The sequence below is a fragment of the Streptococcus bovimastitidis genome, assembly GCF_001885095.1.
Taxonomy (GTDB): domain Bacteria; phylum Bacillota; class Bacilli; order Lactobacillales; family Streptococcaceae; genus Streptococcus; species Streptococcus bovimastitidis.
The window spans coordinates 610,969-636,232 of sequence record NZ_LZDD01000001.1; the positions used below are offsets into that span (position 1 = coordinate 610,969).

At 36.5% G+C, this 25,264-nt stretch carries 27 protein-coding genes, 1 pseudogene and 1 riboswitch; of the genes and pseudogenes, 8 read left to right on the top strand and 20 right to left on the bottom strand.

Annotation, left to right across the window (positions count from 1 at the left end):
• Nucleotides 1-9 precede the first annotated feature (9 nt).
• From A9Q68_RS02960 to A9Q68_RS03005, 9 genes and pseudogenes are all read right to left on the bottom strand, one after another.
• The gene (locus A9Q68_RS02960; protein WP_071793198.1) at nt 10-1,281 is read right to left on the bottom strand and encodes a nucleobase:cation symporter-2 family protein; all 1,272 of its coding nucleotides are present in this window, start codon (nt 1,279-1,281) and stop codon (nt 10-12) included.
• Entirely contained in the window at nt 1,281-1,862 is a 582-nt protein-coding gene (locus tag A9Q68_RS02965; protein ID WP_071793200.1) for a xanthine phosphoribosyltransferase, read from the bottom strand. Before A9Q68_RS02965 ends, A9Q68_RS02960 begins: the two co-directional genes overlap by 1 nt.
• An 82-nt stretch (nt 1,863-1,944) precedes the next feature.
• A riboswitch (purine riboswitch) is annotated at nt 1,945-2,040 on the bottom strand.
• 44 nt (nt 2,041-2,084) lie between these two features.
• Complete coding sequence (gene guaC / locus A9Q68_RS02970; protein ID WP_071793201.1) at nt 2,085-3,068, bottom strand: GMP reductase; 984 nt, start codon at nt 3,066-3,068, stop codon at nt 2,085-2,087.
• A gap of 230 nt (nt 3,069-3,298) precedes the next feature.
• Nucleotides 3,299-4,717 carry a glycoside hydrolase family 1 protein gene (locus tag A9Q68_RS02975; protein WP_071793202.1) on the bottom strand — a complete coding sequence of 473 codons (1,419 nt, stop codon included), beginning with the start codon at nt 4,715-4,717 and terminating at the stop codon, nt 3,299-3,301.
• A 170-nt stretch (nt 4,718-4,887) separates the two neighbouring features.
• Entirely contained in the window at nt 4,888-6,414 is a 1,527-nt protein-coding gene (locus tag A9Q68_RS02980) for an ABC transporter permease/substrate-binding protein (RefSeq protein WP_071793203.1), read from the bottom strand.
• Nucleotides 6,407-7,135 carry an ABC transporter ATP-binding protein gene (locus tag A9Q68_RS02985; protein ID WP_071793204.1) on the bottom strand — a complete coding sequence of 243 codons (729 nt, stop codon included), beginning with the start codon at nt 7,133-7,135 and terminating at the stop codon, nt 6,407-6,409. The genes A9Q68_RS02980 and A9Q68_RS02985 overlap by 8 nt, the downstream gene beginning before the upstream one ends.
• Nucleotides 7,132-7,572, bottom strand: a complete 441-nt coding sequence (locus A9Q68_RS02990; RefSeq protein ID WP_071793205.1) for a MarR family winged helix-turn-helix transcriptional regulator — start codon at nt 7,570-7,572, stop codon at nt 7,132-7,134. Before A9Q68_RS02990 ends, A9Q68_RS02985 begins: the two co-directional genes overlap by 4 nt.
• Nucleotides 7,547-8,127, bottom strand: a pseudogene (locus A9Q68_RS10545) (alcohol dehydrogenase catalytic domain-containing protein). The gene A9Q68_RS02990 and the pseudogene A9Q68_RS10545 overlap by 26 nt, the downstream one beginning before the upstream one ends.
• 133 nt (nt 8,128-8,260) lie before the next feature.
• Entirely contained in the window at nt 8,261-9,103 is an 843-nt protein-coding gene (locus A9Q68_RS03005; RefSeq protein WP_071793208.1) for a Cof-type HAD-IIB family hydrolase, read from the bottom strand.
• Between the two features lie 148 nt (nt 9,104-9,251).
• On the opposite strand from A9Q68_RS03005, the gene A9Q68_RS03010 reads away from it, so the two are divergent.
• Nucleotides 9,252-9,938 carry a hypothetical protein gene (locus tag A9Q68_RS03010; RefSeq protein ID WP_071793209.1) on the top strand — a complete coding sequence of 229 codons (687 nt, stop codon included), beginning with the start codon at nt 9,252-9,254 and terminating at the stop codon, nt 9,936-9,938.
• A gap of 124 nt (nt 9,939-10,062) precedes the next feature.
• Here A9Q68_RS03010 and A9Q68_RS03015 read toward each other — a convergent pair whose 3' ends face one another.
• From A9Q68_RS03015 to yjbM, 5 genes are all read right to left on the bottom strand, one after another.
• Nucleotides 10,063-10,821 carry an SDR family NAD(P)-dependent oxidoreductase gene (locus A9Q68_RS03015; protein WP_071793210.1) on the bottom strand — a complete coding sequence of 253 codons (759 nt, stop codon included), beginning with the start codon at nt 10,819-10,821 and terminating at the stop codon, nt 10,063-10,065.
• An 82-nt stretch (nt 10,822-10,903) separates the two neighbouring features.
• Nucleotides 10,904-11,905 carry a phosphate acetyltransferase gene (gene pta, locus A9Q68_RS03020; protein ID WP_071793211.1) on the bottom strand — a complete coding sequence of 334 codons (1,002 nt, stop codon included), beginning with the start codon at nt 11,903-11,905 and terminating at the stop codon, nt 10,904-10,906.
• Nucleotides 11,906-11,921: 16 nt separating this feature from the next.
• Nucleotides 11,922-12,815 carry an RluA family pseudouridine synthase gene (locus tag A9Q68_RS03025; RefSeq protein ID WP_071793212.1) on the bottom strand — a complete coding sequence of 298 codons (894 nt, stop codon included), beginning with the start codon at nt 12,813-12,815 and terminating at the stop codon, nt 11,922-11,924.
• Nucleotides 12,812-13,648 (bottom strand): NAD kinase, encoded by an 837-nt coding sequence (locus A9Q68_RS03030; RefSeq protein WP_071793213.1) that lies wholly within the window; start codon nt 13,646-13,648, stop codon nt 12,812-12,814. The genes A9Q68_RS03025 and A9Q68_RS03030 overlap by 4 nt, the downstream gene beginning before the upstream one ends.
• Nucleotides 13,623-14,294 carry a GTP diphosphokinase gene (gene yjbM, locus A9Q68_RS03035; protein ID WP_071793214.1) on the bottom strand — a complete coding sequence of 224 codons (672 nt, stop codon included), beginning with the start codon at nt 14,292-14,294 and terminating at the stop codon, nt 13,623-13,625. The genes A9Q68_RS03030 and yjbM overlap by 26 nt, the downstream gene beginning before the upstream one ends.
• A gap of 92 nt (nt 14,295-14,386) precedes the next feature.
• On the opposite strand from yjbM, the gene A9Q68_RS03040 reads away from it, so the two are divergent.
• From A9Q68_RS03040 to A9Q68_RS03070, 7 genes are all read left to right on the top strand, one after another.
• Nucleotides 14,387-14,953: a CYTH domain-containing protein gene (locus A9Q68_RS03040; RefSeq protein ID WP_071793215.1), complete on the top strand. Its 567-nt coding sequence runs from the start codon at nt 14,387-14,389 to the stop codon at nt 14,951-14,953.
• Between the two features lie 126 nt (nt 14,954-15,079).
• On the top strand, nt 15,080-16,051 hold the full coding sequence (locus A9Q68_RS03045; protein ID WP_071793216.1) for a ribose-phosphate diphosphokinase: 972 nt from the start codon (nt 15,080-15,082) through the stop codon (nt 16,049-16,051).
• Nucleotides 16,041-17,180, top strand: a complete 1,140-nt coding sequence (locus A9Q68_RS03050; RefSeq protein WP_071793217.1) for a cysteine desulfurase family protein — start codon at nt 16,041-16,043, stop codon at nt 17,178-17,180. Before A9Q68_RS03045 ends, A9Q68_RS03050 begins: the two co-directional genes overlap by 11 nt.
• Complete coding sequence (locus A9Q68_RS03055; protein WP_071793218.1) at nt 17,170-17,517, top strand: DUF1831 domain-containing protein; 348 nt, start codon at nt 17,170-17,172, stop codon at nt 17,515-17,517. Before A9Q68_RS03050 ends, A9Q68_RS03055 begins: the two co-directional genes overlap by 11 nt.
• 60 nt (nt 17,518-17,577) lie before the next feature.
• The gene (locus A9Q68_RS03060; protein ID WP_071793219.1) at nt 17,578-17,787 is read left to right on the top strand and encodes a DUF4649 family protein; all 210 of its coding nucleotides are present in this window, start codon (nt 17,578-17,580) and stop codon (nt 17,785-17,787) included.
• A gap of 302 nt (nt 17,788-18,089) precedes the next feature.
• A complete protein-coding gene (locus A9Q68_RS03065) occupies nt 18,090-18,731 on the top strand; it encodes a redox-sensing transcriptional repressor Rex (protein WP_071793220.1) in 642 nt (213 codons plus the stop codon).
• A gap of 11 nt (nt 18,732-18,742) precedes the next feature.
• Complete coding sequence (locus A9Q68_RS03070) at nt 18,743-19,450, top strand: gamma-glutamyl-gamma-aminobutyrate hydrolase family protein (protein WP_071793221.1); 708 nt, start codon at nt 18,743-18,745, stop codon at nt 19,448-19,450.
• Here the strand turns inward: A9Q68_RS03070 and radC are convergent.
• The 6 genes from radC to A9Q68_RS03100 form a co-directional block, all read right to left on the bottom strand.
• Nucleotides 19,434-20,120 carry a RadC family protein gene (gene radC / locus A9Q68_RS03075; RefSeq protein ID WP_071793222.1) on the bottom strand — a complete coding sequence of 229 codons (687 nt, stop codon included), beginning with the start codon at nt 20,118-20,120 and terminating at the stop codon, nt 19,434-19,436. The two genes, A9Q68_RS03070 and radC, sit on opposite strands and share 17 nt — an antisense overlap.
• Nucleotides 20,121-20,222: 102 nt before the next feature.
• Nucleotides 20,223-21,344, bottom strand: a complete 1,122-nt coding sequence (locus A9Q68_RS03080) for an AI-2E family transporter (RefSeq protein ID WP_071793223.1) — start codon at nt 21,342-21,344, stop codon at nt 20,223-20,225.
• A gap of 222 nt (nt 21,345-21,566) precedes the next feature.
• On the bottom strand, nt 21,567-22,997 hold the full coding sequence (locus A9Q68_RS03085) for a 6-phospho-beta-glucosidase (protein ID WP_071793224.1): 1,431 nt from the start codon (nt 22,995-22,997) through the stop codon (nt 21,567-21,569).
• A gap of 28 nt (nt 22,998-23,025) precedes the next feature.
• Complete coding sequence (locus A9Q68_RS03090; protein ID WP_071793225.1) at nt 23,026-23,955, bottom strand: AEC family transporter; 930 nt, start codon at nt 23,953-23,955, stop codon at nt 23,026-23,028.
• A 10-nt stretch (nt 23,956-23,965) separates the two neighbouring features.
• Nucleotides 23,966-24,589, bottom strand: a complete 624-nt coding sequence (locus A9Q68_RS03095; RefSeq protein ID WP_071793226.1) for a histidine phosphatase family protein — start codon at nt 24,587-24,589, stop codon at nt 23,966-23,968.
• Nucleotides 24,586-25,203: a histidine phosphatase family protein gene (locus A9Q68_RS03100; RefSeq protein WP_106403993.1), complete on the bottom strand. Its 618-nt coding sequence runs from the start codon at nt 25,201-25,203 to the stop codon at nt 24,586-24,588. Before A9Q68_RS03100 ends, A9Q68_RS03095 begins: the two co-directional genes overlap by 4 nt.
• Between the last annotated feature and the right edge of the window lie 61 nt (nt 25,204-25,264).

The window sequence follows — 25,264 nt, forward strand, 5'->3', positions numbered from 1 at the left end:
TAATTTGGATTAATCCTTTTTGCTGCCATTAAAGATTAAATTAAGAACTACTGCTGTTACTGTTGCAATAACAATCCCGTTTGTTAAGAACATATTAGCAGTTGTTGGTAAACTAGCAAATAAGTTTGTTCCGTTAAAACCAACACCGGCTGAAATAGAAACTGCTGCAATAATAAAGTTAGCTTCGTTATTAGCAAAATCAACACGGTTGAGCATTTGCATCCCTTGAAGAGCTACCATACCAAAGAGGACTAACATTGCGCCACCAAGGACTGGGTTGGGAATAATTTGAGCCATTGCGCCAAATTTAGGTAACAAACCGATAAATACTAGGAAACCAGCTGTATAGTAAATTGGTCGACGTGTTTTAATACCTGAAAGACGTACTAAACCAACATTTTGTGAGAAGCCAGTATAAGGGAAGGTATTAAAGATACCACCAAGTAAAACGGCCATACCTTCTGCACGGTATCCGTTACGGAGACGTTGACTATCTAATTGGTCACCTGTAATATCTGATAAGGCTAAATAAACACCAGTTGATTCTACCATTGAAACGATGGCAATAATACACATCATAACAATTGAAGTGATCTCAAATTTAGGGGCACCAAAGTAAAATGGCGTTGGAACGTGAACCCATGGTGCATTGCTAACAGCTGCAGTGTCAACCACACCAATAAGAGCTGCAATGAATGTTCCTGAAACAAGTCCAATTAAAATGGCAATTGATTTAATAAATCCTGTCGCAAATTTTTGAACAGCTAGAATGATGACAACAGTAATCATAGCTAGGATAACACTTTGCATAGTTGGTTTAGGAGCATTATTACCCATATTACCCATGGCAACTGGAATCAAGGAAAGTCCGATTGTAGTGATAACAGATCCTGTAACAATTGCTGGGAAGAAACGAGCAATTTTAGAGAATACACCTGCAATCAGAATAACGAAAAGACCTGAGGCAATTAAGGCACCAAACATGGCACCAGAACCTTGTTTTGCACCAATGATTGATAAAGGCGCAACTGATTGGAAGGCACAGCCTAGGACAACTGGTAAACCAACGCCGAAGTACTTATTTAATTGCAACTGCAAGAAAGTTGCGACACCACACATAAAGATATCAGTTGAAATTAAATATGTTAATTCTTTTGGTGAATAGCCGATGGCACCAGCAATCATGATTGGTACTAGGATTGAGCCAGCATACATTGATAAGAGGTGTTGTAATCCTAATACTGCTGATTGGGAATGTGAATGTTGTTCTTGTGATGCCATTATGCGTCAGCCTCCATAAAGTTTAATTGACCATTTTCGAAATTTTTAATGCGGGCAAGGGATGTGACTTGAACCCCCATATCTTCCAATACTTGACGACCATCTTGAAATGATTTTTCGATGACAATGCCGACACCAACTACCTGAGATCCAGCTTGTGTAATGATCTCAATCAAGCCTTTTGCTGCTTGGCCATTGGCCAAAAAGTCATCAATAATCAATACCTTATCATCTTTTGACAGAAATTTGCTGGCAATTGAAACGGTACTTGTAACCTGCTTGGTAAATGAGTAGACTTCAGCTGTTAAAATACCTTCAGTCATGGTAATATTCTTATGCTTTTTAGCAAAGATCATCGGAACATTAAGAGCTTGGGCACTGTAAATGGCTGGTGCAATCCCTGAAGCTTCAATGGTGACCACCTTGGTAATGCCTGCTTGAGCATAAGAATCAGCAAAAACCTGGCCAATTTCCTGCATGAGCTGAAAATCCACTTGGTGAGTTAAAAAAATGTCAACTTTTAAGATGTTATCTCCTAAAATGTTACCATCTTTAAGAATACGTTCTTCCAATAATTTCATGGATACCTCTTTCAAAAATAAAAAAGCCTGCCGCAAAATAGGAGGTCACTACCCCTCCTATTTTGCAAGGTATAAATACCAAGCAAGCTTTTCGCTTACTTATTGTTAGACATTACGGTGTCTTGTAGAAACACTGCGCCAATTCACAGTATAAATAAGTAGTTTATTAAATTTTTTATAAAAACTAGTTTATCACTATTTTTTTAAATTTCAAGACTCTTTTTAAATGGAATCACCATTCCAAATTGAATTTTTAACAATAACATAATCAACACGGCGTAAATCATCTAAATCTTTACCACCGGCATATGAAATTGACGATTGGAGGTCTTGTTTCATTTCTGTTAATGTATCTGCCAAATGTCCTTTGGTAGGTAAAAGAATTTTTTTACCTTCAACATTTTTATGTTCACCTTTTTGGTATTCAGAGGCAGAACCATAATATTCTTTAAAGGTTTCGCCATCGATTTCTACTAATTTACCAGGACTTTCTAAGTGACCTGCAAATAATGAACCGATCATAACCATGCTTGCACCAAAACGAATAGATTTTGCGATATCACCATGAGTACGGATACCACCGTCAGCAATAATAGGTTTACGGGCAGCTTTAGCACACCATCGTAAGGCCGCTAATTGCCATCCACCAGTACCAAAACCAGTTTTAACTTTTGTAATACATACTTTACCTGGACCAATACCAACTTTAGTAGCATCAGCACCAGCATTTTCTAATTCACGAACCGCTTCAGGTGTTCCAACATTACCAGCAATAACAAATGTTTCTGGTAATTCTTTTTTGATGTGTTTAATCATCTCAATAACGCTGTTAGCATGGCCATGAGCAATATCAATGGTTATAAATTCTGGAGCATCTTCTTTTAGTGAAGTTACAAATTCATACTCATAAGCTTTTACACCTACAGAAATCGAAGCAATTAAGTTTTGCTCATGCATCCGTTTAATAAATGGTTTGCGGTTTTCTTCATCAAAACGATGCATGATGTAGAAGTACCCATCTTTAGCTAATTGCTCAGCAATATCTTCATCTATAATAGTTTGCATATTAGCAAGGATAACTGGTAATTTAAAGCTATAGTTACCAAGTTTGACACTAGTATCTGCTTCTGACCGGCTATTAATAATACACTTATTAGGAATTAATTGAATATCTTCGTAATCAAAAACAGGCATGTCATTAAACATAGGGATTCTCCTTTTAAAAGACAATAGAATTGACTTCCATTCTTTAAATAAAATGACCTTCCTATAATCTCTAAATAGAGACATCGCTAGGTAAAAACTTACCCTTCCTTAACATATTTTAAACCAACGTCATTTTTTTGTCAATTTAATCTAAAATATATTTTTTATTGTTCGGTTTTTACCTATAAGAAAATCCTCCCTCACATTGAGAAAGGATTTCTTATTAAAGTTTAATCAGTCAAATCTTGACCATTAGATGCAATAACCTTTTTATACCAATGGAAGGAATCTTTACGGTAACGTTTTAAGGTCTTTAAATCGAACTCATCACGGTCAACATAAATGAAGCCATAACGTTTTTTAATACCTTCATGCGTTGAAATCAAGTCAATTGCTGACCAAGGGTTGTAACCTAACATTTCAACACCATCACTAATAGCTAATTGAATTTGTTCAATATGAGCACGTAAGTAATTAATCCGGTATTGGTCATGTACTTTACCATCTTCAGTTAAGGTGTCATAAGCACCAAGTCCATTTTCAGTTACCAACATTGGTAATCGGTAACGGCTATACATTTCACGCATAGTCGCACGAAAGCCCATCGGGTCAATTTCCCAACCAAATTCTGTTTTAGGAAGGTTTGGATTATCGACACCACGGTAGAAACCAGCCTCACCACGTTGTGTTTGTTGGTCAGCACCTGGGTCCATTGATTCAGTTCCATCCGAAGCAGCAACTGTAGCTGTATTGTAGTAATTAAAGCCAATGAAATCAGGCTTACCAGCACGCATAGTTGCCACATCATCTGCTGTTACTTCTGGCGTTGCATCTTGTTCTTCCAAATATGCCCAAACTAATGAATTGTAGACACCATACACTGCAGCATCTAAATATAACCAGTTACGAATAGCATTTAAGTTTTGTGAAGCAAGGACATCTTCTGGTTTTGAAGACGCTGCATAAACCAATGAAATGTTTGGAGCTGGACCGATTTTAGCATCCGGTAACATTTCATGACAAATTTGCATAGCTTTTGCTTGTGCTACTAATTGGTGATGGTTTTGCTGATAAATCTCTCTAGTAAGATTTGTTGTTCCTTCTGGTACATGAAGCGTTCCGATAACTGGCCCAACTAATGTCAACATATTTTGTTCATTAATGGTTAACCAGTACTTAACGCGGTCACCAAACTCTTTGAAGAGAATTGTCGCAAATTCAGCAAACCAGTCGATTGATTCACGTTTTGACCATGAACCACGCGCATCAAGTGCCGCTGGCATGTCAAAGTGGAACATAGTTACGATTGGTTCGATGTCATATTTGAGACATTCATCAATCAATTGATTATAAAAGTCAACTCCTTGTTGATTAACTTTGCCAGTTCCTTCTGGTAAAATACGTGTCCATGAAATTGAGAAACGGTAAGATTTAAAGCCCATTTCTGCCATTAATGCAATATCTTCTTTAAAGTGATGGTAATGGTCCACAGAAACAGATAAATCAGAAGTTCCTTCAGGAATTTCTTTAATATCTTGACATGACGGCCCTTTTCCATCCTCTAAAGCTGCCCCTTCTACTTGATAAGCAGATGTTGAAGCGCCCCAGAAAAAGTTTTCTGGAAAGTCTTTTAAAGTCTTATGCAACATGGAAAAAATCTCCTTTTATTTTGATACTTCTAGTATAACGATTATCTAAAAAAATAGCCAATGATATAAAAGGCTTTCATAATACTATCCTATGGTGTCTAAAGATGAAAAGATGTGAGTATTAAACAAAAAAAGCTAGGATTAAGAGTCCTAGCTTTATAGTATTATGTTTACTTTTTAAGCAAACCTGCTTTAACTAAGTAGGCATGTGCTACTTTATTAGCATCTTTGCCCTCTACAGAAACTTGGTAATTCATGTCTTGCATTTCTTTTTCAGTGATTTTACCCGCTAACTGATTTAGAATTTTTTTCAGTTCAGGATGTTTCTTGACCAATTTTTGAGACATCATTGGTGCCCCTTGGTAGGGAGGGAACAATCCCTTATCATCTTCCAAAACAATAAGTTTGTACTTCTTCAATTCGGCATCAGTAGAATAAGCATCCGTTATTTGAATATCATTCGCTTCAATCGCTTGATAGCGTAGTGCTGGTTCCATAGTAGATACAGTTAAGTTTAAGCCATATTTGCTTTGCAATCCTTTATAACCATCCGCCCGGTCCTTAAATTCCAAGGTGAAACCAGCTTTTAATTGTGACTGATAATTTTTCAAATTTGAAATGGATTTGATATTTTTTTCCTTAGCTAATTTTTCCGGCACAGCTACAGCGTAAGTATTCTGATAAGCAAAAGGCTTCAACAATACCAAATCATCCTGAGCTGCTATGCCATTTTTTGCATCCTGATAAACCTGAAGGGGATCATTGCTCAATGCTGGTTTTTTGGTCAATAGACTTGAGGTAATGGTTCCGGTAAATTCAGGATAAATATCAATATCACCAGACTTAAGAGCTTGGTAGAGGAAAGTCGTTTTGCCAAAATTAGGTTTCAATTCTACTTTAAGATTTGACTTGTTCTCAATCATTTCCTTATAGATATTGATTAAAATTTCAGGCTCTGCCCCTAATTTCCCTGCAATAACAATTTTTTCCGACTTCTTGGTCATTTGTGCGGCTAGGTTTGGCCCGTAGGATCCTAGAAGACCGAAGATGATGACTGCTAAAGCTAAAAGAATTTTGCGCAAAGATGCTTTTTCCAAGTACTGCAAAATGCTATTAAACAAGATGGCTAAGAGGGCTGACGAGATGGCACCAATCAGAATTAAATCGGTATTATTTCGGTCAATTCCTAATAAGATAAAGGAACCAAGTCCACCAGCACCTATTAAGGAAGCTAAGGTTGCTGTTCCAATAATCATTACTGCTGAAGTTCTAACTCCAGACATAATGACAGGCATGGCTAAAGGAATTTCAAATTTTTTCAACCGTTCCCATTTAGTCATCCCAAAGGCTTTGGCGGCCTCTTGTAAACTAGATTCAATCCCATTTAGGCCTGTGATGGTATTTTGAATAATAGGAAAGACAGCATAGATGACTAATGCTGAAACGGCTGGCACAGTACCAATCCCCATAAATGGAATAAATAAACCAAGTAAAGCTAGTGATGGTATTGTTTGGAAAATTCCCGTAATTTGAAGGACAATATCTGACCAGCGCTTACTCTTGCTTAACAGACTTGCTAGAGGAATAGCAATAATAATCGCAATCAACAGGGCTAAAAGAGAAATTTGCAAATGCTCCACTAATGCCTTGAGCCAGTCTGAATAACGGTCTTGAAAAGTAGTCAATATACTAGTCATTTAATTCACCTCCAAAAAGACTGGCAACAAAGTCGTTTGCGGGATTTTCCATGATTGCTTGAGGATTATCCAACTGAATGATTTGTCCTTGGTCAAGGATGGCAACGCGGTCACCTAATTTAATGGCTTCTTTGATATCATGTGTGACAAAAACAATGGTCATGTCAAACTCACGATGCAAGTCTAGCATTAAATCTTGAAGTTGATTTCGTGATATTGGATCTAAGGCTGAGAAGGGCTCATCCATCAGTAAAATCTTAGGATGGGAAATAATGGCTCTAACAATACCAACCCGTTGTTGTTCCCCACCTGACAAGTCCTTAGGGTAACGATATAAATAATCTTCTGCCGGAAGTCCCACTTTGTTGAGAAATTCAATAGTCTTCTCCCGTATTTCTTCCTTGGTCCACTTTTTCATTTCAGGAATAATGGCAATATTTTCAGCAACAGTCAAGTTTGGAAACAAGGCGATTTGTTGCAAAACATAGCCAATAGATAAACGCATTTCTCTTAAAGGAAGGTCCTTTTGCGCTTTTTTATTTAAATAAATTTGACCAGAAGTTGGTTGGACCAAACAATTAATCATTTTTAAGAGAGTGGTTTTTCCTGAACCACTGGAACCAACTAAGACAAAGAATTCTCGGTCTTGAATATGAAAACTTTCTTCCTTCAAAACTTGATTGTCACCAAAACTTTTTGATACTTTTTCAAATCGAATCATATTTTCTCCATTTCCTTCTGTAAGGCACTGGTATATCTGCTAAAAAGATCCAAAAGTTGATCTCTTTCAGCTGTGTCTAAGGATTCTAAGGCCCTTATTTCAAGTATTTCTAACGGATCTAATAGTGCAGAGGCATATGCCCTTCCACTTTCTGTTAATTGAACCATTTTCTGTCTTTTATCGCAAGGATTTTCTTTCAAAAGCAGGTATCCTTGATTCAACCAAGTCTTAATTGTGGCATTAACAACTTGTTTTGTGGACAAAGTTTTGTCTCCTAAAAAACGCTGTGTGACCCCTTGAGGATTATAATAAATCCATAATAAAAGTTGCAAACTTTTTCCGGTTAAACCATTTCTCCGAGCATATCGCTCATAGAGACTTTTTTCCTGGTCTAAATATCTGACTAATTTTTTAGACTTCTGCTTTAATGCTATCATAAGCTTCTCCTATTAAAACAACTGCTTTCCCGATACTTGAGCCTGCTTCGAGGTAAGCATGTGCTTTGGCAATATCTTCTAACTTGAATAGTTGTGGTATTAAGATTTCAGTCTTCATAGTTGCCATAAAATCGAGCATGGTCTGTATTTTTTCGACACTAATGTTACCTGAATAAAAGGTCGTCAGATAGATATTATTTTGTAAGGCCATAATGGGATCAAAATCCTCTAAATACCATTGACCACCCAATTGACCACAAGATAGGAACCATCATAGGCTCGCCCAATCTCCCCCATCAAGGACATGACTTTCTGGCCAACTGTAAAAGGACTATTTTCTTCCGTTTCAGAAATAAGGCCAACGCATTCAATACCTAGGACACGAGGAAAGGTAACCGAAGGTGAGAGGCCTTGACGAGTAAAAATTTCTGAGCGATTGATGCCAAATCCCATGACTTTGACCACTGACCAGTCTTTGTTTATCTGAGGTTTTGCCAATTCAACCATTTCCAATACTTCTGGTCCACCAGCTTTTCTAACTTGAATTGCTTTCATCCTTTCGCCCTCCATACTTTTAATTATTATAATATTTCATTTGTTATTAGTCAAATAATTTGACTAATTTAAGCAGTCAAAAAACCAAGTCAATGGATGACCATATAGGTCCCAAAGACTTGGTTGTGCTTGTTTAGATTAAGTCTAATTTTTTGAAGGCATTATAGAGTCCGTCTTCTTCGACGTCATCAGTCACCATATCTGCCATAGCTAGGATTTCGGGGCCACCATTCCCCATGGAAACACCAACTTCACAGTATTCTAACATTGGAATATCAATTTTAGCATCTCCAAAAGCAATAGTGTCTTTTTTATTTGCTTTCAAGTAATCTAATAAAACGTCGATAGCATGTGCTTTATTGATATCTTTAACACCTAGGTCGCCAAAGAGTGCTGTTTCACCACGTCCACCCCAAGTGTGTGCTTCCAATTCAGGAAATTCTTCAACTGAATCCAAGTGATCTTGATAATCATTTAAAATAAAAGACACTTTATTCAAGTCATCACGGTAAAGCTCACCACCATAGACGAGTCCATGGAGCAGATCTTCTGCTTCTTGATCCTTAACTTCTTCTTCAGTTTTCCCTTTACGGAGTGCATAGGTTTTCATAACTGGACGAGCAGCATCTCGGAAGTTTTCACTGGCAAAAAGGCCATTATTAGACTCAAGATAAAATTCTAAGCCACGTTCATGTAGCCAGTCTACAATATGTTTAGCCTCTTCAAGTGGAATTAACTGATGCATGATAACTTCATCATGGTGTTCCACATAAGAACCATTACCACCAATCATCCCATCAATACCAATTTCCCAAATTTCTTTTTGCATTTCGGCACGACTACGGCCAGTACATACATAAACCAAATGACCATTGGCACGCGCTTTTTGAATTGCTTCAATGGCTGATTGAGGAATATTATTATGGTAATCAACTAAAGTTCCATCAACATCTAAAAAAATAATTTTGTGAGTCATATCTAGCTCCTTTAATCTATTAATTAGATTATACTATGATGTGTTCTTCTTTTTCTAGGCATTTAATCTGAAATACTAATACTATCCTCTGCTCTTTTCCTAAAGCACATTAATTGCAATTTATGGCTAGAATCGCTACTATGGACTTATGAAAAATAGACCTAAAATCCTAGCTTTGTATCAGGAAGAGTCAAGCTTCCAAAAAGACTTTTTCCACATTTTAGCAAAAACCTACTCCGACTTATTTGCAATCGATCTTGCGCCACTTTCAAATGATAATCAACTGCAAGACTATCAAGCCATTTTTGCCTTTTCTGACATTGAAAAAGCTCTTCCACTTTTTCTTTTTACGGAAATGGTGACCTCAAAAGGCTTTTACATAACAGAAGAAAAGGTAAAAGATGGACAAACAATTCTAGCCCTGAGCTCCGCATTAAACCAATTTTATCAAAGTTTAAACTCATCATTGCTGGATGCATTCCCTTTCCAAGTCCGTCAATCTGACCATACCGGTCAAATTATTTATCACAACCACCAATTTAATGGCTCCTTTTTCCCAGAAGATGACCAGGAACTTGAAGGATGGATTTATCGTCAATTTCAAACTAATCCCCAAGCAGCGACCAAACATTTTTTACTGCCCACTGCATCTTCTGACCATATTTATTTCCAATCTTATTACGGCCTACAAGATCCGGACGGCCATTATATTGGTACCCTGGATCTTGTACAAGATTTGAAACCAATATTAGCCCAATACCTAGAAGAAACTGCTCAAGCTATCGTTGGTTGGTCAGATGTCACCTCTGGCCCCTCTATTTCTGATGACTTATAAGTTTGTTTGAATTATTCTCCAAATCAAAACAAAATATGAGACTAAATGATAAGTAATTTACTAAATACTAATACTGAAATAAATACAAAAAACCATACTATCCTATGATAGTATGGTTTTTCAGTTAATCTCTATGAACTGGTTGTGGCCCGTATGATTGAGAAACTGGCATAATTTCGATACGATTAATATTGACATGTTCAGGTTGTCCTAAAATCCAGGATACTGTTTTTGCAATATCAATTGGTTGAATGGCATGTGCCCCTTGATAAACAGCGTTAACACGGTCTTGATCTCCGTTAAAGCGAACTGAAGAAAATTCTGTACCTTCACAGAGTCCTGGTTCAATGTTTGAAACCCGAATTTTGGTACCAGCCAAATCCGCTCTTAAATTTAAAGAGAACTGTTTAACAAAAGCTTTGGTCGCACCATAGATGTTACCTCCTGGATAAGGAATAGTTCCAGCTGTAGAGCCTAAGTTAACAATCATTCCTGAATTACGCTCAACCATTTGCGGTAAGAGCTGATGCGTTAAATAAGTCAGACCAACAATATTGGTATTAATCATAGTCATCCATTTACTAAAGTCAGCTTCCTGCGCCTTATCTAAGCCGAGTGCTAATCCAGCATTATTAATAAGAACATCAATGGCTTTCCAGTTTTCAGGAAGATTATTTAAGGCTGTATCAACAGATTTTGTATCAGAAACATCCATTTGTAAAGCCAAAAACTTCTCAGCCCCTAGATGGGATTCCATCATCCGTAATTTATCAATACGTCTTGCGGCACCAATAACACGATAGCCATCAGCAATCAGTTGATAGACAATCTCTTTACCAAAACCAGCTGAAGCGCCGGTAACCAAAACAGTTTGCTTTTTCATCATATGAGACCTTTCAAAAAAAGAAAGTAAAACCCGGTTTTGGAAACAAAGTTTTACCATCTTACACTATTTTAATATATTCTTATTCAGCTTCAAATTTACCAAGGGCTTGAGCTGCAGTAATGATACCAAGTTTGTAGATATCTTCAGCACTTGAACCACGAGACAAGTCATTAACTGGTTTATTTAAACCTTGAAGAATTGGACCAATGGCATCAAACATACCTAGACGTTGTGCAATTTTGTAGCCAATATTTCCTGATTGTAAATCAGGGAAAATGAAGGTGTTTGCTTTACCAGCAACATCTGAATCTGGAGCTTTAATAGCAGCTGTTTCAGGAACAAAAGCAGCATCAAATTGTAATTCACCATCCAATGCAAGATTTGGTGCCATTTCTTTAGCAATGCGAGTTGCTTCTGCTACTTTATCAACTTGTGGTGCTTTACCAGAGCCTTTAGTTGAGAAACTTAACATAGCAATTTTTGGTTCGATGTCAAAGATTTCAGCAGTTTCTGCTGTGTTAACAGCAATTTCAGCTAATTCTTGAGCATTTGGATCAATATTGATAGCACAGTCAGCAAAGATATAACGTTCATTTGTATTTTCACGGTTCATTAAGAAAACACCTGAAGTACGTGAAATACCTGGTTTTGTTTTGATAATTTGAAGTGCAGGTCGAACTGTATCAGCAGTTGAATGTGCAGCACCTGAAACCATACCGTCAGCAAGACCCATTTTAACTAACATAACACCGAAGTAGTTAACGTCTTTGAGCATTTTATCAGCATCTTCCATTGTTGATTTCCCTTTACGGATTTCAACAAATGCTTCTTTCATTTGTTCAAATTCAGGGTATGTTTCTGGATTAATGATAGTATAATCTTGATCAGCAAAACCAAGTTTTGTTAATAGTGCTCTGATTTCATCAGCTTCACCTAAGATGATTGGTTCTACTAAACCTTCAAACTTAAGACGAGCAGCTGCACGAACAACACGTTCATCGTTTCCCTCAGGAAAAACAATTTTCACATGTTTTCCAACAACTTTTTCACGTAAACTACCAAATAAGCTTCTAATACTCATTTTATAACACCTCATTTTATTTTTTCTGTAAATCTATGATAACGTTCTCAAAGTCATCTGTCAAATTTATTGTATGTAGGCTTTCATTTTCTGTAAATGGATTATAAAAACGCAAAAAATGACAATGTAACGCTTGTCGTGTGATACCTAGATCCACTCGTCCCCCATAAAGGTCGTCACCTAGTAAAGGAAAACCAATATGTGAGAAATGAACTCTGATTTGATGGGTTCTTCCAGTATGTAGCTTAATATCAACCAAATGAACATTTTCAGCGTAGCGAGCAACAACTTGATAAGTTGTTTTAGCGTATTTTCCCGTTGGGTCAACTGCTCTGGTAATAATGCTATCTTTTGAACGTCCAATTGGTGCAATGATTTCCCCCTGATCCGGCAATTGCCCATTCCCAGAAACCAAAGCAAAGTAACGTTTTTCGATAGAACGAACTTGTAATTGTTTATCCAATCTTGCATGGGCATAGCCATGTTTAGCAAAAAGCATGAGGCCACTAGTGTCTCTGTCCAAACGTGTAACAATATGGACTTGTTTATTGGGATAATTTTGCTCGATATAATAGGCCTTTATGAAGTTTGCAATGGTATTTGAGTGAATGGCACTTGGGATACTAGCAAATCCGACTGGCTTATTCAGGACTAGAAAGTGTTCATCTTCATAAACAATATCCAAGGGATGAGAGACGGCTTCGAGTTTCTCAAAAGGTTTTTCATCAGGTATGATAATGGTGACCACATCGCCAACATCGAGGAGGTAGATGGCATTTTCTTCTTTGCCATTAACTGCTATATGACCGCCCTTGTATTTGACTTTGGCCAAAAGTCCCTTAGAAATATCATGACCTTTTAATAGTGTTTTGACCTTGGTTCTGCGGTCAGCAGTAAATTCAAATTTCATGATTCTAGTTCACCAATAAAGGCATCTTGAACCCTTTCCCAGAAGCTGGTATGACTTGGCGTTGAAACAAAATGAATTTTTTTAATGTCAATATAATATTGCGCCTTAACCACGTTTTTTAAATTATAGGTTTTGTTATCAACTGAAATGGTATAAATACCAGTCCTTTGCGGTACGATTTCAATCACTTCTTCTTTTGGAATGATTAAGGATGAACCAACCGTACGGAATATGAGATTGTTAAGACTTGAAATCTCAGTCAGTTGAAGGGCTTCGATGGTTGGATGGAGAATAGCTCCGCCCAATGATTTATTATAAGCAGTTGAGCCAGTTGGTGTGGAAATGGACATGCCATCACCGCGGAAACTTTCAAAACGAACATTATTGATAAAAACATCCGCAACCATTGTTTTCTCTATCCTTTTGATAGTTGCTTCGTTCAAAGCTCGCGCCTTAATGACACGGCCATTGTCAAGGGTTAAAACGACCTTAAGAATTGGATAAGATACACTCTCACCGCTATCAGTTCTTAAATTTTCAATTAATTTATCAATTTCAAAATCACGGTAATCAGTATAAAAACCTAAGTGTCCAGTATGAATACCAACAAACCGCACTCTATCTAATTCATTTTCATACATGTGAAAAGCGGATAGCAGCATTCCGTCTCCACCAATCGAAATGACGATATCCGGATTCTTTTTAGACAAATAAAAATCTGGGTCATCTTTAAAGACAGAAAATAGTTTTGAAGCAACCCGCTTACTTTGATATTTTCCATTTGCTATTATGGCGACTCGCGTCACCTTATCTGTACAATTCATCTGTGTCATCACTATTTCCTACGCCATCACTAAAATTGCGACTACCTGGATCAAAGAGCAATTGTGCCTCTCTAATATCGTCACGAATTTTTCGCATCTCTTCATCTAGTTCTAAAGCAATTTTTGCTGTTCTAGATAATCGTTTCTTAATTTCTTCTGGATATTCGCCTTTATACTTGTAATTAAGTGAATGTTCAATTGTTGCCCAAAAGTTCATCCCTAATGTCCTAATCTGAATTTCAGCTAGGACTTTCTTTTGACCTTCAATGGTGTCAACTGGATATTCAACGACAACATGGTAAGACCTGTAACCACTCGATTTCATATTACGAATATAGTCGCGTTCATAAACAATTGTCATGTCCTGTCTTTGTCTTAATAGATTTAAAACCTCATCAATATCATCGACAAATTGAACCATTATTCGTAATCCAGCGATATCTTGAATGTCTTGAGCAATGTTTTCTTCAAGAACACCACGCAATGCCATTTTTTGTTTTATACTATCAACTGATTTAACACGTCCAGTAACGAATTCTATAGGTGAATAGCGATTTTGCTTACGAAACTGTTTACGAATCCCACGTAATTTAATTTTTAATTCTCCAACAGTTTGGATATATGGATCTAAAAACTCTTCCCAATCGATTGCCACTATTGCACTCCTTTCTTGTCAAAGTTGTAACTTTAATATAAAATTGAAATAACAATTTATTATAGCATAAAATAGCTCAAAAGGAAGGTATCATGTCTAACCTGGAAATTGAATACAAGACCTTATTAACCAAAGATGAGTACCAACGATTACTCAATCAAATGACCCATGTTCCTGCTGTTACCCAAACCAATTACTATATTGATACGGCTGATTTTGATTTAAAAGCTCACCGTATGTCTTTGCGCATTCGAACACTTGCTGACACAGCTGAATTAACCCTTAAAGTGCCTGAGAAAGTTGGCAATCGTGAATATAATCTAGACCTAGCTTTAGACCAGGCTAAGGAAATCATCAAAAACTGTCAATTACCTAATGGAATTATTAAGGAAATCATTGAAAAGGAAGGCATTGACCTCAGTAAATTAAATAACTTTGGGTATTTAACAACAACACGGCGAGAAAGTCAAACGGACATCGGGAAAATGGCTCTAGATTATAATCAATATGCATCTATTGTCGATTATGAATTAGAACTTGAAGTTGAAGATGCTGAAAAAGGTCAAGCTGATTTTAATCAATTCCTGGAAGACAATGCCATTAATTTTAAATATGCCAAAAGCAAAGTTGCTCGTTTTATCAAAACCCTGAACTATTAAAAATATTATCAACAGAAAAATGCAATTTTTCTGTTTTTTTGTTAAAATAGAACTGTTAAAAATAAGAAATGAATGGAATTTCACGAAAATTCACATTCACGCGAAGAGATAGGAGCTAACATTATCATGACTGAACGATATGCTGATAAGCAAATCAAATTGTTTTCACTCACCTCAAACTTACCAATCGCTGAAAAAATTTCAGAAGCATCTGGTATCCCGTTAGGAAAAATCTCCTCACGCCAATTTTCAGATGGTGAAATTATGATCAACATCGAAGAAACTGTTCGTGGAGATGATATCTATATTGTTCAATCGACAAATTTCCCAGTTAATGATAACCTTTGGGAACTTCTTATCATGATTGATGCTTGTAAACGTGCAAGCGCCAACTCAGTAAACGTTGTTTTACCTTACTTCGGTTATTCTCGTCAAGACCGCGTTTCAAAATCACGTGAACCAATTACGGCTAAATTAGTTGCTAATATGCTGACTAAAGCTGGAATTGACCGTGTCTTAACTCTTGACTTACACGCTGTTCAAGTTCAAGGTTTCTTCGATATCCCTGTCGACAACCTTTTCACAACACAACTCTTTGCCAGTCACTATGAAGATAAAGGTTTGTGTGGCGAAAATGTCGTCATTGTTAGTCCTAAAAACTCTGGGATTAAACGTGCCCGTAGTTTAGCTGAATTATTAAATTCACCAATTGCAATCATTGACTATACAGAAGATGAAACTGAACGTGAAGAAGGTTATATTATTGGTGATGTTGCAGGCAAAAATGCTATTATCATTGACGATATCTTAAATACAGGTATTACTTTTGCTGAAGCTGCTAAAATTCTTGAGCGTGACGGTGCAAATGATATCTACGCGGTAGCTAGCCATGGATTATTTGCAGGTGCTGCTGCTGACGTTTTGGAAGCTGCTCCGATTAAAGAAATCCTTATCACAGACTCTGTCCTTACTGAAAATCGTAAACCAGCTAATGTTAACTATATTTCTGCTAGTGGTCTAATTGCGGAAGCGATTATCCGTATCCATGAAAGAAAACCACTTAGCCCACTATTTGAATTCCATCCACATGACAAATAATTTAATCTATTTTGATAATGCAGCAACGACGCCATTAAGTGAGTCAGTCATTAAAGCAATGACTGACCACATGGCGACTACTTTTGGCAATCCTTCTAGTATCCACTCTTTTGGTCGGTCTGCTAATAAAGCTCTCCGCGACTGTCGTCAAAGTATTGCTTCACTACTTAAAGTTCCTAACCGTTCAATCATTTTTACTTCTGGCGGTACTGAAAGTAACAATACGGCAATCAAAGGCTATGCACTTGCTAATCAAACTAAGGGTAACCATTTAATTACGACTGCAATTGAACATCATTCTGTTCTTCATACAATGGCTTATTTAGAAGAACGCTTCGGTTTTGAAGTGACATACTTAAAACCTGTTGATGGTAAATATTCTGTCCAACAAGTTCAAGAAGCCTTACGTCCAGATACCATTATGGTTTCAATGATGGCTGCAAATAATGAAACTGGCGACCTCTTACCAATTAAAGAGGTTGCTCGTCTTTTGAAAGACCATCAAGCAGTCTTTCATGTTGATGCCGTTCAAGCTATCGGAAAATTAGAATTGAATCCATTAGAACTGGGAATTGACTTTCTTTCTGCTTCGGCTCATAAATTTCATGGACCAAAAGGTGTTGGCTTTTTATATAGCAATTCCCTTCATTTTGATCAACTTTTACATGGTGGTGATCAAGAAGAGAAAAGGCGTGCTTCCACAGAAAACCTTATTAGTATAATCGGAATGACTAAAGCTTTAGAAGAAGCTTATTTGCATATGTCAGAAAACTTTGAAAAAATTGAGCTTTTACAAGAAAGCTTTTTAGGAAAGTTATCAGATTGCAATTACTATCTTTCGAAATCAGAAAACTCACTCCCACATGTTATTAATATCGGATTTCCAAATCAAGATAATGCTTTACTTTTAACGCGTTTAGACATGGAAGGTATTGCCGTTTCAACTGGTTCAGCTTGTACTGCTGGAACCGTAGAACCTAGTCATGTTCTCGAAGCCTATTATGGATCTGATTCTGATCGATTAAAAGAATCTGTTCGGGTTTCCATTTCAGACCAAAACACTTTAGAAGAAATTGACAGTTTATGTCAACATATTACAGCTATTTTAGGAGTTTCACATGGCATTTGAAAAAGAAATTAGTCTCCCAAATTGCAAATTCAAATATGCAATTTCTCCAAAAATTAAAAAATACACTTTAAGAGACACAACTTTTATGGTAACTAAAGTTGGCTTTTATGAATTAACCCGCTTATTAGAAGAAGTTCCCAATTCAGGCGATGGTTTCCCATTAAAAATTACCATTAACAAGGAACTTGATGCTTTCAAATTGGCGATAACCGATAAGTCAGGACTTCGTATGGTTAATATCTTTAAATCAGAAAATCATAAAATCCTCCAAGATAAGTTCTACTTCTTAATGGATAGTTTAGTTGAAAGAGATATTTTCACTAAAGAGGCAGTCTAAATCAATCACTTGTCCTTTTAAAAAGAGAGTTCTATAATATAACAAAAGGAGGACAAATCCATGATTGAAATAACCTACTTGAATGAGAGTAAACAAGAAAAAACCATTAGCTTCCCTGATTTCTCAGAATTAGAAAGAGCACAACATTCTTGTGACATTTCGACACCAGATTACCTAAAAATTGTAAGAGTTCTGATTGATGGTCAAGTAATTGACTATACTGGTACCTATGGTGACCTCTACTTCTATCTACTCAAACAAAAATCTTAAAGATATTGTGAAGAACCTGGAACATCATGTTCCAGGTTCTTTTTTATCATTTGTCATATTTTTCTTCCATTTTTTATTACATTATTAGTTATTATCCTTCTTCCCTAAAAGTAGTTAAATCAAACAAAATGTGATTTTTTTATAGGACGATGGCAATTTAATAGAAAGACATTACTATAAATGAAATGAATAGCATTATAAATTAATAAATTTAGGGTTAAAGTTGCAATTTTCACAAACTATTTGTTACAATAGTAACATGAAAGATACTGATATTAAAATGATAAATAGGAGTGAGAAAAATGGTTATTGATAAATCTATTCCAAAGGCAACAGCAAAACGTTTGTCTTTGTATTATCGAATATTTAAACGCTTTTACGCGGATAATATTGAAAAAGCGAGTTCTAAACAAATTGCTGATGCAATGGGGATTGACTCTGCAACTGTCCGTCGTGACTTTTCCTATTTTGGAGAGTTAGGCCGACGTGGTTTTGGTTATGATGTAGCAAAATTAATGAATTTCTTTGCTGATCTTTTAAACGACCACTCAACTACGAATGTTTTACTTGTAGGAACAGGGAATATTGGGCGAGCTCTTTTACACTATCGTTTCCATGATCGTAATAAAATGCAAATTTCAATGGGCTTTGACATGGATGCTCATCCCCTAGTAGGAACAAGTACAGCTGATGGAATTCCAATTTATGGCATGTCTTCCTTAAAAGAACATGTTGAAAAATCTGATATTGAAACAGCTATTTTAACTGTCCCAAGTACAGTGGCACAAGAAGTTGCTAATCAGTTAATCGAGGCTGGTATTAAAGGCATTTTGAGTTTCTCACCAGTTCATTTACAAGTCCCAAATGATGTTATCGTCCAGTATGTTGATTTGACCAGTGAATTGCAAACATTGCTGTATTTCATGAATCAATCTCAGAATTAGGGTAGGGAATCATGTCAAAACCTATTATTGGAATTACCGCCAATCAGAGATTGAATACTGCTTTAGATGACCTACCATGGACATATGCACCTGCTGGTTTTTCTAATGCTGTCATTAAATCTGGTGCCATACCACTTCTCCTACCTATTGGTGATGATGAAGCCGCGGCTACCTATGTTTCCATGGTTGATAAAATCATCATGATTGGTGGTCAAAATGTTGACCCCAAATTCTATCATGCTGAGAACCAAGCTATCAATGATGATTTCTTTCTTGCTAGAGACTATTTTGAATTAGCCATTATTAAAGAGGCAATCAAACAAAGGAAACCAATATTAGGCATTTGTCGAGGGCTTCAATTAATGAATGTCTATCTTGGTGGAACGCTACTTCAAAATATTCCTAATCATTGGCAAGAAGTTCCTTCTGACAGTCTCCATCATGATATCGTTATTGATTCTAACAGTCCACTTTCGACCATTTACGGTCAGAAACCCTTTATCAATTCCTTCCATCACCAAGCCATTAATCAACTGGCAGATGGTCTAACTGTTATTGCTAAAGATCCTCGAGATGGTATTATTGAAGCTGTGGTCAGCACAAATGACGATATTGCTTTCCTTGGTGTTCAATGGCATCCTGAGTTACTGCAAGAAGTTCGTCAAGAAGATTTAAAACTCTTCTCATATTTTATCAATGAATTTACTCACAAAAAATAGCGGATTTTTCCCGAAAACTATAGTAATTATTTTTTCCAACGATGATGTGGTCAAGACAGGCAATACCTATATGATCACATGATCGTTTTATTTGTTTAGTAAACTGATAATCATTATCACTTGGTTCAACTTGTCCGGACGGATGATTGTGGACAATTATCATACTGGTTGCCATATTTCGACAAGCATAATGCAAGATTTCTCTTGGTTCAGCAATCGATCGCCGAACACTTCCAATAAATATTGTTTTCTCTTCAATGACTTTATTTTGTGTATCCAGATAGATTGCAACTAGGTGTTCTTGCTTTTTATCACCTAATTCTTGCATCATCTTTTGAGCAACCTGATAGCTTGAGAGAATTTGGTATTGATTAATTTGTTCGGAAGATTGAATTCTCAAGGCAAACTCCAACATAGCTTTAAGTTCAATAGACTTAACTTTACCAATACCTGATAATTGTTGTAACTCTTGTATGGACATTTTTTTAAAAGCTGATAAGGACGAAATGGTGTTTAAGAGATTGGCTGATAACTCCATGACATGTTTATCCTTGTTTCCAGTTCTTAACAGAATAGCTAATAATTCTTGATCACTCAGTTGCTCAGCGCCTTGCCGAACTAATTTTTCCCTAGGTAGTAAGCTTTCTTTGTCACGTTTGATTGAATACATGATGCACCTCCACTTATTTATCCGAAAAAAATAGGATATATTTTCACTTTTTTCCTATAAGTGGCTACCATGGATAATCTGATGAAAAAAGAACCAAGCTTTTTAAGCTTGGTTCTTTTTGATGGCTTTTCTTTTTTCAATATTATCTTTAATCATTTGATAGACCGTTGCGGCTAGTGGTACTGCCATAATCATTCCAACAATGCCATAGAGAGAAGCACCTATTGTGATGGCCATTAAGACCCACATACCAGGAAGTTTGATAGAACCACCGACCACTCTTGGATAAATCAAGTTACCTTCAAATTGTTGGAGGATAACAATGAATATCAAGAAAAAGACAGCATCTGAAAATGATTGAGTCATAATTAAGATAAAACCAATTGTAACCCCGATGTAAGCTCCTACTACTGGAATTAAGGCAGTAAATGCAACTAATACTCCAATCGTGGCAGCAAAGGGTAATTTAAAGAGGAACATGCCTAAGGCTGTCAAAGAACCTAAAATCATGGCTTCAATGGTTTGTCCTACAAAAAATCCGTGAAAGCGATCGTGTAGCAATCCAACAATGTAATGGATTCTTTGAGCATGGATGCCTGTATAAGTGTCGACAAGGAGATTCCCCTGACGGCACAATTGTTCTTTATTTCCTAGCACATATAGTGAGAAGACAAAGGCAACAAATACATTAATAATGGCGGAGGCTACCAAGGTAACCGAAGTCAGAATATTGGTTAAGAAAGTTAAAAATTGTTTTAACAATTGTTGGCTATAATTACTAATCGTTTTCGTGATTTGGGCATCACCACCAACATATTGAATCAGTCTTGCAATCACTTTGTTGTGACTTAAATCGTGAATAACTTGTTTGACCGAACTCGTATCAAAGGAAAGTATGGTATTAATACTAGCAATTAAATCTGGAATCACGATGGATATTATCCAAAATAAGAGGGCCACAAATGTAGTGTAAGCCAAAACCATGGAAATGCCACGTCGTAATGCAAAATACTTTTCACCTTTAAAAAAGCGTGCCATTAAATTTTCATAGGCACTCATGACAATGTTAACAATATATGCTAAAGCAGCCCCATATAGGAATGGTAAACTTGTTTTAACAACGGTTTGTATAATATCACTACCTTTTTCCCAATTGGCCTGAATAGCAAAGCAGAGAACAAAGGTCAAAACAAGGTAAAAGATATGTTTCTTTTCAAATCGCATAAAATCTCCTTTCAACCATTATACACTAATTTCACGTAATCAACATCCTCTCCAGATTAAAAAAGAATGACAGCTAAAAGGGTTTTCGGCCTTTTTAGCTGCCATTTCATTTCTAATAATCAATTAGTATTAATTCTTTAGCGAAGACAGAAGTAATGTTGTAAAAATCTCACTCCTACTCCTTTTCCATTCAAGCTTCTAAGTTCAACTATTCGCAAAAACTTAATCTAAGTCAGCACCTTTTGAAGCGATAACTTTTTTGTACCAATCAAATGATTTTTTCTTAGAACGTTTGAGGGTTCCTTTTCCGTAGTTGTCGCGGTCTACATAGATAAAGCCGTAACGTTTTTTCATCTCACCTGTTCCTGCAGAAACGAGGTCAATTGGGCCCCAAGTTGTGTAACCAAGAAGATTTACACCATCTTCTGTGATGGCATCACGCATTGCTTCAATGTGTTGACGAAGATAATCGATACGATAATCATCAGCAACGTAGCCATTTTCGTCTGGTTCGTCCACTGCTCCTAAGCCATTTTCAACGACGAAAAGTGGTTTGCGATAACGATCGTAAAGGTCGTTCAAAGTGATACGGAAACCTAGTGGGTCAATTGCCCAACCCCATTCTGTTTTTTCTAAGTATGGATTCTCAGATGATGCTAAGAGGTTAGCTTCAGATTGATCAGCTTTATTTGCTTCAGCTGCACGACTTGCGTAATATGAGAAGGATACAAAGTCAACTGTATTTTCTTTAAGAAGTTCTTTGTCGCCTTCTTCAAAGACAATATCAATACCTTCACGTTCAAAGAATTTCAATGCATATTCTGGATATTCACCACGAGATTGAACATCAATGAAGAAATAATTTTCACGGTCTTTTTCCATAGCTGCCCAAACATCCTCAGGTTTAGGTGATAATGGGTAGAATTTACCAGCTGCTAACATACAACCAATTTTGTTTTCTGGGTCAACTTCATGACCAATTTTAGTTGCTAATGCTGACGCTAGCAATTCATGGTGAGCTGCAGTATAAAGGACTTGGTTACGGTCATCTCCTTCTTCAAAGATAACTCCTGCTCCCATAAATGGTGCATGAAGAAGGACATTGATCTCGTTAAATGTTAACCAATATTTAACAAGACCTTTGTAACGGTTGAAGAGTACTGTCACAAGATTTCCGTAAAATTCAACTAATTTACGGTTTTTCCAACCACCATATTCAGTAACCAAGTACATTGGAATATCAAAGTGAGTAATGGTTACAAGTGGTTCAATCCCATATTTATGACATTCTTTAAAAACATCTTCATAGAAAGCTAGACCAGCTTCATTCGGTTGGCTCTCATCACCTTTAGGGAAGATACGAGACCAAGCAATTGACATACGGAAAGTTTTAAAGCCCATTTCTGCAAATAAAGCAATATCTTCTTTATAACGGTGGTAGAAATCAATTGATTCTTTAGCTGGATAGAAATAACCATCTTCGAAATCCAACATCTTGCGTTTACCTGTAATAACGTCAAGACGCGCTTCTCCTACTGGAGAAAGGTCAACGTTGGCCAAACCACGGCCATCAGCATCATAAGCACCTTCTAATTGGTTAGCGGCTGTAGCACCACCCCATAAGAAACCATCTGGAAATTGTTTTGTAGACATAAATTTTCTCCTTCTTTTATATTGGTAATTAAACCATAAAGATAACGATAAGTGTGTAAACAATTAATGTGACCATTAACGAAAGTGAAATAAAGGTGGCCGAAAATAATTCATCTTCCTCTGTTTTAAAAACAGGTGAGATAATAGCAGGTAAAGCAAAACCTGTCGGACACATAAAGTAGACAAGAACAGCTAATTTAAATTTTTCATTAGTCATCATACTAGGGAATAGTAGGAAAAACCCTAAAATAACCAGAGCGTAAAATGAAAATCGTACCAAAGCTAATTTAGCCAGAGGTTTTATCGTTTCCAAATCAAGTTTCAAATCATAACCTAGGATAAAGAGAATCATCCCACCGATTGGTCCAGTTGCTTTTGCCATAATTCCTTCATAGGCAGGGGCAATTGGACTAGAGGCAATCACATTTGCTACTTGGAAAATGTTACCCAATAGACCTAAAAATATAGCAATCACAAAGGGGTGTTTAACAATTGAAATAAGCAACTCCTTATTACTTGTATCATTTGCTGCAGCTTTAGAAACCATAATTGGAATGATTAAGAAGGCAGCAATGGAACCAGCAATATCGAAGATAACTGTGTTACTTGAAACCCCTACGATTGATAAGTATAATGGCAGAGCAACACTACCACCCTCAACGGTCGGCAAGAGAAAGTGAGCAAAATGCGAACGGGACTCCCCAATGAAGTTTCGTAAGAGTTTACCTACAAAAATAGCGAGCACGAAGGCTAATAAAGTGTATAGGATAATCGGTACTGTAGCCAATTTCAATTCCGCATGCAACATTAAATGGAAAATCAAAATTGGGAAAAGCACCGTGAAGATAATGGCATTTGCCCCATTTTTATCTTGGGGCTTTATCCATTCAAAGTGCCGAGCAAGATAGCCCAAAATCAACATAAAGAAGACTGGAGCAAGTGTATTAAAAGCGTTCATATGTAATTAGTTATTCCATTCTTTTTCGATCAAATAAATATTCTTTGTCCATGGGATTATAGACTGATAAGATTTGCATTTTTTCACCATCATAAGCAATTTTTAGTATCCCACAATTGGACATGCGTTTTTTCAAAATCGGTGCATCTTCTGTCATATGACGATAAAATTGTGTAATCGAAGCACCATGACTGACAAAAAGAGATACTTCTTCTTCTTTTTCATTGTCTAAAACTTCTTTAATGGTTTGATACATGCGTTCATAGACTTGCGTATTGGATTCGCCACCATAAGCTACAAAGTAGTCACGATAGCCAGAACCATCTTCTTTATGTAATTCTGGATTAAGATACTCTTGATGTGCTTCAAAAGCACCAAAATTCCATTCCTTCAAACCTTTTAAACGAATTAAATCTGTACGACCACTTACAATCTCAGCAGTATCGCAAGCCCGTTCTTGGGTAGAGGAATAAATGTGATCAAAAGTAATCTTCTCTTCTTCAAAATGCGCACGCGCAGCTTTGGCTTGTTCAATACCAAGTTCGGTTAACGGTGAATCACAAGCACCCTGAATACGCCCTTGAACATTGAATAAGGTTTGTCCATGACGCATTAAATAAAATATTTTATTCATGATTCAACTCCTTTAGAGAATGAAAAAGTTTCAAAATTTTTATAGGGCTCGATTAAATTTAAAAATGTTAACTCCCCGTGATTTAATTCAAATTCAAAGATAGCACAATTACCTAAATGAAAGCGATGAGGGAAAGGGATGTTTAATTCTAAACCTAAAGCCCACATGGCACCACCATGAGTTACCATTAATACATTTTGACAATCTAAATCCTTAAGTTCGTCCTGAATTGTCTTTTTGACTCTTTTACTCACTTGATCTACTGATTCGCCACCATAAGGTACAAGAAGGTCTTCAAATGAATCAGCTTCAGGATTAGATTTAGGAAGTAACATCTCAGGTTGAGCTTCAAAAATGCCAAAATTCCATTCTTTTAAGCCTTTCAATTGAACTATAGGCAGATTTGAAACCAATCTTGCTGTATCAGTTGCCCTCTCTTGGGTAGATGAATAAGCATAATCAAACTTAATATGCTCTTTTTCAAAGTAATCTTTAACAGTCTTTGCCTGTTCAATCCCCTTTTCAGTTAATGGCGAATCACATGCTCCTTGAACTCTTCCTTGTGTGTTAAATAGGGTTTCTCCATGACGCATAAGATATAATTTCATAAACAAGTACCCCCTCTCGATATCTTTAATATTTCTAAAATATGCTTTAATTCCCGTATCAACAAAT